Here is a 6,813-nt window from a genome sequence, read left to right as displayed (position 1 = left end):
GGCGCCCCGCGGGGCGGGGCCGCCGGGGCCGAGGATCTGTCCCGTTTCGGCTCCGCCCCGCCGCCCCGAGGGCGCGTCCCGCGGGGCTTGAGAGGATCTTGGGCGGGCCTCGTGCCGGTCATCGCGTGGTGTTCCCGTGGGGCCTCCCTGTGGACAATGTGGGGATGAGCCAGCAGGGCGACCGACGCCGTCATGAGGACGACTGGTGGGGCGAGTTGTACGACCCACGGCGTGCCGACGCGGGGCCCGCCGCGGCCTCGGACTCCGTGGACGACCGGTTCGATTCGGCCTCCCGCACGCTCGCCGGTGCCGAGGACGCAGGCAACCAGAGACCGGCCGCGGGCGCCCCGTGGGGCCCGCGGACGGGGGAACCGGGCGACGCCGCCCCGGGCTCCGCCGCCGACACGGGAGGTGGCCCGCAGGGGTGGCGATCTCCCACCGACGAGGAGCCCGGTGCCGCATCGCCTTACCGGGGAGGGGCGGGGCCAGACGCCGCGATGCCTTCCCAGGGGGGTGAGGGTTCCGGCGCGACCTCGCCCTCCCAGGGCGGCACGGGTTCCGGCGCCGCGATGCCTTCCCAGGGCGGCACGGGTTCCGGCGCCGCAACGGAGGGTGGCAGCGTGGGTTCCGGTGCCGCGTCGGGACGTACGGGTCCGGGTGCTGCTTGGGGCGGCGGGGGTTCGGGTGCGGCATGGGGCGGTGCGGGTTCGGAGTCCGCGCAGGGCAACGAGGGCCCCGGCGCTGTATCGCCTTCCGAGGGTGGTGCGGAGTCCGGTGCAGCCGTGGGCCGCGCGGGAGCCGGTGACCCACAGGGTGACGCGGGTTCAGGGAGCGCACCGGGACGTTCCGGTTCGGGGGACGAACCCGACCGCGCGGGCCCGGGGGAGGCACCCGACCGCGCGGGCCCGGGCAAGCCACCTGGACGGTCCGGCCCCGGATGCGCACCCGGACGCTCCGGTTCAGGAGACGCGCCCGGACGCTCCGGTCCGGGGAGCGCGTCCGGGCGTCCTGGGGCTCCGGTCCCTCCATCGCCTCCACGTGGCGCCCGGGCGTCCGTCCCGTCCCGGCCCGGCCTTCGCCCCGACCCCTCCCGGCCCTGGCGGGCCGCGGCGGCGTCGTATGTCGGGGACGAGCCGCCCACGTACGAGGCCGAGCCGACCACGCTTCCCGTCGTCGATCCCGAGGAGCTTCGGGATCTGGTCCCCGACACCGTGCTGGAGGGCGCCCGCTACGGCACGCTGACGCTCCGGGCCGCCTCGTCGCGCGGCGACTCGGCCCGTTACCGGGGCGAGCCGCGGGGGGACGCGCTGCTCGCGGTGCGGTTCGGGATCGGGGACAGCGCGCTCGTCCTGGTGGCCGTGGCGAGCGGGCAGCCCGCGGCGCCGGGGGTGCATCGGGTGGCACGCGAGCTGTGCGAGTGGATCGCCGAGGCGGTCGGCCGCAATCGGGCCCGGCTGACGGAGGACATCCACACCGCCAACCGCGGCGCGCTCAGTTCCGGGCTGCACCGGCTCACCGACCGTGCCTATGGGCGGCTGCGCGCCGATGCGACCGTACGCGGCCTCACTCCCGCCGACCACACCGCGTCGGTGCGCTGTCTGCTGCTCCCGGCGCATCCGGCCTGCCGTACCCGGGTGTTCTTCGGCGTCGGCGACGGCGGGCTGTTCCGGCTGCGGGACGGCGTCTGGCAGGACCTGGAACCGGACGGGGGCGAGCGGGACACCGTGGGCGGTCCTGTGCTCGGCTACGGCGGCGGCCGTCCCCCCGCCCAGCAACCGCCCCACCCGCCCAACCCGCCTTATGCGCAGGCCGACCCCTCATCCGCCGCACCTATCGACCCTGACACCGACACCGACACCGCCCTCGACACCGACACCGCCCCCGCCCACGGCCCCTTCCGTTTCCGTGCCTCCGTCGCCCGACCGGGCGACACCCTTCTGCTGTGCAGCGCGGGCCTCGCCGAACCCCTGCGCGGCGAAGCCGCCCTCGCCGATCGCCTGGCCGAACGCTGGGACACCGCGGAGGCGCCGGGCCTCGCCGCGTTCCTCGCCGACGCCCAGACCGGGGTGAAGGGATACGCCGACGACCGTACGGCGGCCGCCGTCTGGGAGGCGTAAGCGCGCCGTCCATGGGTTGATGGACGAAAGGTGACCGGACGAGCGTCACCGATCCCGCCGACCCGGGACGAAAGGGATGAGGGCGCGCGATGGCCAAGCAGACCGTGGCGGAGCAATACGTGGACATCCTGGTGCGCGCCGGAGTGCGGCGGATGTACGGGGTGGTCGGCGACAGCCTCAACCCCGTGGTGGACGCGATCCGCCGCCATGCCGCGATCGACTGGATCCAGGTGCGGCACGAGGAGACCGCCGCCTTCGCCGCCGGTGCCGAGGCGCAGCTCACCGGATCGCTCGCCGCCTGCGCGGGCTCCTGCGGCCCCGGCCATGTCCATCTGCTCAACGGGCTCTACGACGCCCACCGCTCCATGGCCCCGGTCATCGCCCTCGCCTCGCACATCCCCAGCAGCGAGATCGGCACCAGCTACTTCCAGGAGACCCACCCGGAGCGGCTGTTCCAGGAGTGCAGCCATTACTGCGAGCTGATCTCCAACCCCCAGCAGATGCCGCGTGTGCTCCAGACCGCCGTTCAGCACGCGATCGGCCGCAGCGGGGTCAGCGTGGTGGCCCTCCCCGGCGACATCGCCGCCCGCCCGGCGCCCGAGCGCGCCGAGGAGCACGCCCTGGTGACCTCACGGCCCACCGTGCGCCCGGGCGACGCGGAGATCGACCGGCTCGCCCGTATGGTCAACGAGGCCCAGCGGGTGACGCTCTTCTGCGGCCGGGGCTGCGCCGGGGCGCATGACGAGGTGATGGCCTTCGCCGAACTGGTGAAGGCGCCGGTGGGGCACGCCCTGCGCGGCAAGGAGTGGATCCAGTACGACAACCCGTACGACGTCGGCATGAGCGGTCTGCTCGGCTACGGCGCGGCGTACGAGGCCACCCACGAATGCGATCTGCTGATCCTGCTGGGCACCGACTTCCCGTACGGCGCCTTCCTGCCCGACGATGTGCGGACCGTGCAGGTGGACGTCCGCGCCGAACATCTGGGCCGCCGCTCCAAGCTGGACCTGGCCGTCTGGGGCGATGTCCGCGAGACGCTGAGCTGTCTGACGCCGAAGGTGCGCCCGAAGACCGACCGCCGCTTCCTCGACCGCATGCTGAAGAAGCACGCCGACGCGCTGGAGGGCGTGGTCAAGGCGTACACCCGCAGGGTGGACAGGCACATCCCCATCCATCCGGAGTACGTGGCCTCGGTGCTGGACGAGGAGGCCGCCGACGACACGATCTTCACCGTCGACACCGGGATGTGCAATGTATGGGCCGCGCGCTATCTGTCCCCCAACGGCCGCCGCCGGGTGATCGGCTCCTTCACCCATGGCTCGATGGCCAACGCGCTGCCGCAGGCGATCGGCGCCCAGTTCCTGGACCGCCGCCGCCAGGTGGTCTCGATGTCCGGCGACGGCGGATTCACCATGCTGCTGGGCGACTTCCTCACCCTCGTCCAGTACGACCTGCCGGTGAAGGTGATCCTCTTCAACAACTCCGCGCTGGGCATGGTCGAGTTGGAGATGCTGGTCTCGGGCCTGCCCGCGCACGGCACCGGCTACCACAACCCCGACTTCGCCCAGATCGCCCGCGCCGCCGGGGCGTACGGCGAGCGGGTGGAGAAGCCCAAGCATCTGCGGTCCGCGCTGCGGGCCGCACTGCGCCACAAGGGGCCCGCGCTCCTGGACATCGTCACCGACCCCAACGCGCTGTCCATCCCGCCCAAGATCAAGGCGGAGATGGTGACCGGCTTCGCGCTCTCGGCCGGCAAGATGGTGCTGGAAGGGGGCGTCGGCAGGATGGTCCAGATGGCCCGCTCGAACCTCCGCAATGTGCCGCGCCCCTGAGCGGCTCAGTGGCCTCAGCCGCTCACCGGCCGCGGCCGCAGTGCGTTGAGGGCGAGCCCCTCGCCCTGGCGCCGCGACGGTGGCCTGCCCGGAGCCGCGTTGGATCTAGAACACGTCGCGGAGGGTCTCCAGGAGGCGGGCGATGTTCGCCTCGTCGCGGCGGTAGTAGGTCCACTTGCCCCGCCGGGTGGCGACCACCAGCCCTGCCTGCCGCAGCATCGCGAGGTACTGCGAGGTCGTCGACTGCCCCAGACCTGCCCGCCGCTGGATGTCGGTCACGCAGACGCCGATCTCGACGTCGTCGGGCTCCTGGCCGGGGAAGCTCATCGGCTCCTTGAGCCACACCAGCATCTGGCGGCGGGCCGGGTTGGACAGGGCCCGGAACACAGTCAGCAACTCCGCCTCCGAGAACACGCGGTGATCGTAACCCAGGAGACATATTGACGATTCGCGATATGACGATCTAAGGTCATCGCATGTCGACTTCGATGCGTGTGGTGGAACTCGTCCGCTTCGGTGCCGCGGACGCCGCGTTCGTCACCCGAGAGCTGCCAAGACCCACTCCCGGGCCCGGCCAGGTGCTGGTGCGCGTGCTGGCCACGTCCGTGAACCCTCTCGACCTCCAGACCCGGCGCGGCGACTACCGCGACCAGGTGGCGCTGCCCGCGGTGATCGGCAACGACGTGTCCGGCGTGGTGGTCGAGACCGGCCCCGGGGCAGGCGACTTCCAGCCGGGCGACGAGGTCTGGTACCTGGCGCCGGTGTTCGCCGGGCAGGGAACGTACGCCGAGTTCCACGTGGTCGACCAGGCCCTGGTCGACCACAAGCCCGCACGGCTGTCGCACGTCGAGGCCGCAGGTCTCGCGCTCGTGGGCGTGACGGCGTGGGAGGCGCTGGTCGAACGCGCCGGAGTGCGGGCCGGGGAACGGGTCCTGGTGCACGGCGGAGCGGGCGGGGTCGGCTCGGCCGCCGTCCAGGTCGCCGGCGCGCTGGGAGCCGAGGTGCTGACCACCGCGCGGGAGAGGGATCACGAGTTCGTCACCGGACTGGGAGCCGACGTCGCGATCGACTTCTCGGCCGGTGACTACGTGCCGCAGGTCCGCGAGCTGGGCGGGGTGGACGTCGTGCTGGACACGGTGGGTGGGGACACCCTCGCCCGCAGCCCGGAGGTCCTCGCCGACCGAGGACGCGTGGTGTCCATCGTGGACACCCCCGAACCGCAGAACATGCTCGCCGCGTGGGGCGTGAACGCGACCTACCACTTCCTCTTCGTCAGCCCCGGCCGGGCGAAGCTCCAGGCCCTCGGCCGACTGGTCGACCAGGGCAGACTCCGGCCGGTGATCGGCGCCGTGCTCCCGCTGGCCGACATCGCGCAGGCGCACACACTCTTGGAAGGCGGTTCTGCCGGCGAGGGCCGCGGACGCCCACGCGGCAAGATCGCCGTCGCCGTGCACCCCCTCGACGAGCCACCGCACCGGACGACGCCTTAGAGCGACTCAGCCGTCCGGGGCGGGACGGCTGCCGGCCTTTGCAGCGTTGCGATGTGGCCCGCTCGAACCTCCGCGATGTGCCGCGCCCCTGAGTGGCTCAGTGGCCTTCGGCCGGGCGGCGGTCAGCCTCTCACCGCCGCCCGGCCCCCGCCTCAGCCGCTCACCGGCCGCAGCCGCAGTGTGAGGATCTGGTGCGGGCGCAGGGCCAGCGTCAGCCCGCCCGGGCCCGTGGCCGCCTCGTGCAGCGGACGCTCCAGCAGGTCCGTCACATCCGCCCCGAGCACCGGGAAGCCGGTGACCAGCGTGCCCGCCGCCCGGCCGCCGTGGGATTCGTACAGCCGCACCACGACATCGCCGCTGCGGTCCTCGGCGAGCTTGACCGACTCGACCGTGATCGCGGGGTTGTCCACCGACACCAGCGGCGCCCGCTCGGCCGGTCCGGCGGGCAGGGCGCGCAGCGGCAGGTTGAGGGCGAGCCCCTCGGCGACCGCCTCGGCGACGCCCGCGCCCGGCAGCAGGGCGTAGCGGAAGCGGTGGACGCCCAGGTCGGTCTCCGGGTCGGGGCTGTGCGGGGCGCGCAGCAGGGTGAGCCGCACGGTGGTGCCCAGCACCTCGCCGACCTCGCCGTTGTCGGTGTGGTGTGCCGTACGGGTCACATCGTGGCCGTACGTCGAGTCGTTGAGCACCGCCGCCCCGTAGCCGGGCTCGGCGACCCGCAGCCAGCGGTGCGCGCAGATCTCGAACCGGGCCGCGTCCCAACTGGTGTTGGTGTGGGTGGCGCGGTCCACATGGCCGAACTGGATCTCCGCGGTGGACACCTGGGCGTGGATGTCCAGCGGGAACGCCGCCTTGAGGACCTTCTCCGACTCCTGCCAGTCCACCTCCGTGGCGATGTCCAGGCGCCGGTCGCCCGCGGCCAGCGTCAGCTCCTGGCTGATGCGGGAGGCGCCGAAGGACCGTATGACCCGCACCGTGGCGCGCAGCGGACCGGATTCGATCAGCTCGACGGACTCGGCGCCGGTCAGATCGGTGTGGCTGCGGCGGTAGTGCCGGTCGATGTCCCAGGCGTCCCAGTGGTTGGGGTGGTCGGGGTGGAGCTGGAGGAGGTTGCCGCGGGCGCCCGGGGCCAGCACCTCACGGCTCGCGTCCAGGTCCAGCACCGAGGTGAGCAGCCCCTCGGCGTCGATGGTCACCCGCAGCCGGTCGTTGTCGAGGACGATGGACTGGCCGTCGCTCAGCGCGGTGACCGGAGGCGCCCCATGGGGTGCGCCGCTCGCGGCAGGCGTCTGCGGGGCTGCGCCCAAGGGCGCCGCGTCCAGCCCGGCGACCCGCACCGCGACCGCCGTACGGCCGTCGCCCAGCGGCTGGACCGGG

Annotated in this window: 5 protein-coding genes; 3 read left to right on the top strand and 2 right to left on the bottom strand. The window is 73.3% G+C overall.

Annotated elements, in window-relative coordinates:
* Positions 1 to 1,211: 1,211 nt before the first annotated feature.
* Together KN815_RS51970 and KN815_RS44675 are read left to right on the top strand one after the other, a co-directional pair.
* Positions 1,212 to 2,117: a protein phosphatase 2C domain-containing protein gene (locus tag KN815_RS51970; protein WP_308403707.1), complete on the top strand. Its 906-nt coding sequence runs from the start codon at positions 1,212 to 1,214 to the stop codon at positions 2,115 to 2,117.
* Positions 2,118 to 2,206: 89 nt separating this feature from the next.
* Entirely contained in the window at positions 2,207 to 3,949 is a 1,743-nt protein-coding gene (locus tag KN815_RS44675) for a pyruvate dehydrogenase (RefSeq protein WP_216347530.1), read from the top strand.
* A 105-nt stretch (positions 3,950 to 4,054) separates the two neighbouring features.
* Here the strand turns inward: KN815_RS44675 and KN815_RS44670 are convergent, their stop codons facing one another.
* Positions 4,055 to 4,363, bottom strand: coding sequence for an ArsR/SmtB family transcription factor (locus KN815_RS44670; protein WP_216347529.1), 309 nt, complete (start codon positions 4,361 to 4,363; stop codon positions 4,055 to 4,057).
* 62 nt (positions 4,364 to 4,425) lie between these two features.
* On the opposite strand from KN815_RS44670, the gene KN815_RS44665 reads away from it, so the two are divergent.
* Positions 4,426 to 5,439 (top strand): zinc-binding dehydrogenase, encoded by a 1,014-nt coding sequence (locus KN815_RS44665; protein ID WP_216347528.1) that lies wholly within the window; start codon positions 4,426 to 4,428, stop codon positions 5,437 to 5,439.
* Between the two features lie 152 nt (positions 5,440 to 5,591).
* On the opposite strand, the gene KN815_RS44660 is transcribed toward KN815_RS44665, so the two are convergent.
* The coding region (locus KN815_RS44660) for a glycoside hydrolase family 38 C-terminal domain-containing protein (RefSeq protein ID WP_253209636.1) at positions 5,592 to 6,813 on the bottom strand (1,222 nt) is incomplete at its 5' end.

Origin of the sequence: Streptomyces niphimycinicus (assembly GCF_018883605.1) — a bacterium.
In the GTDB taxonomy this organism is placed as follows: Bacteria; Actinomycetota; Actinomycetes; order Streptomycetales; family Streptomycetaceae; genus Streptomyces; species Streptomyces niphimycinicus.
Note: the sequence above shows the minus strand (reverse complement) of the source record. Positions and strands in the feature narration are given on the sequence as shown.

Excerpts from the sequence above, each read along its gene's own strand:
- KN815_RS44675 (WP_216347530.1), top strand. The coding sequence starts at position 2,207 with ATGGCCAAGCAGACCGTGGCGGAGCAATACGTGGACATCCTGGTGCGC.
- KN815_RS44665 (WP_216347528.1), top strand. The coding sequence starts at position 4,426 with ATGTCGACTTCGATGCGTGTGGTGGAACTCGTCCGCTTCGGTGCCGCG.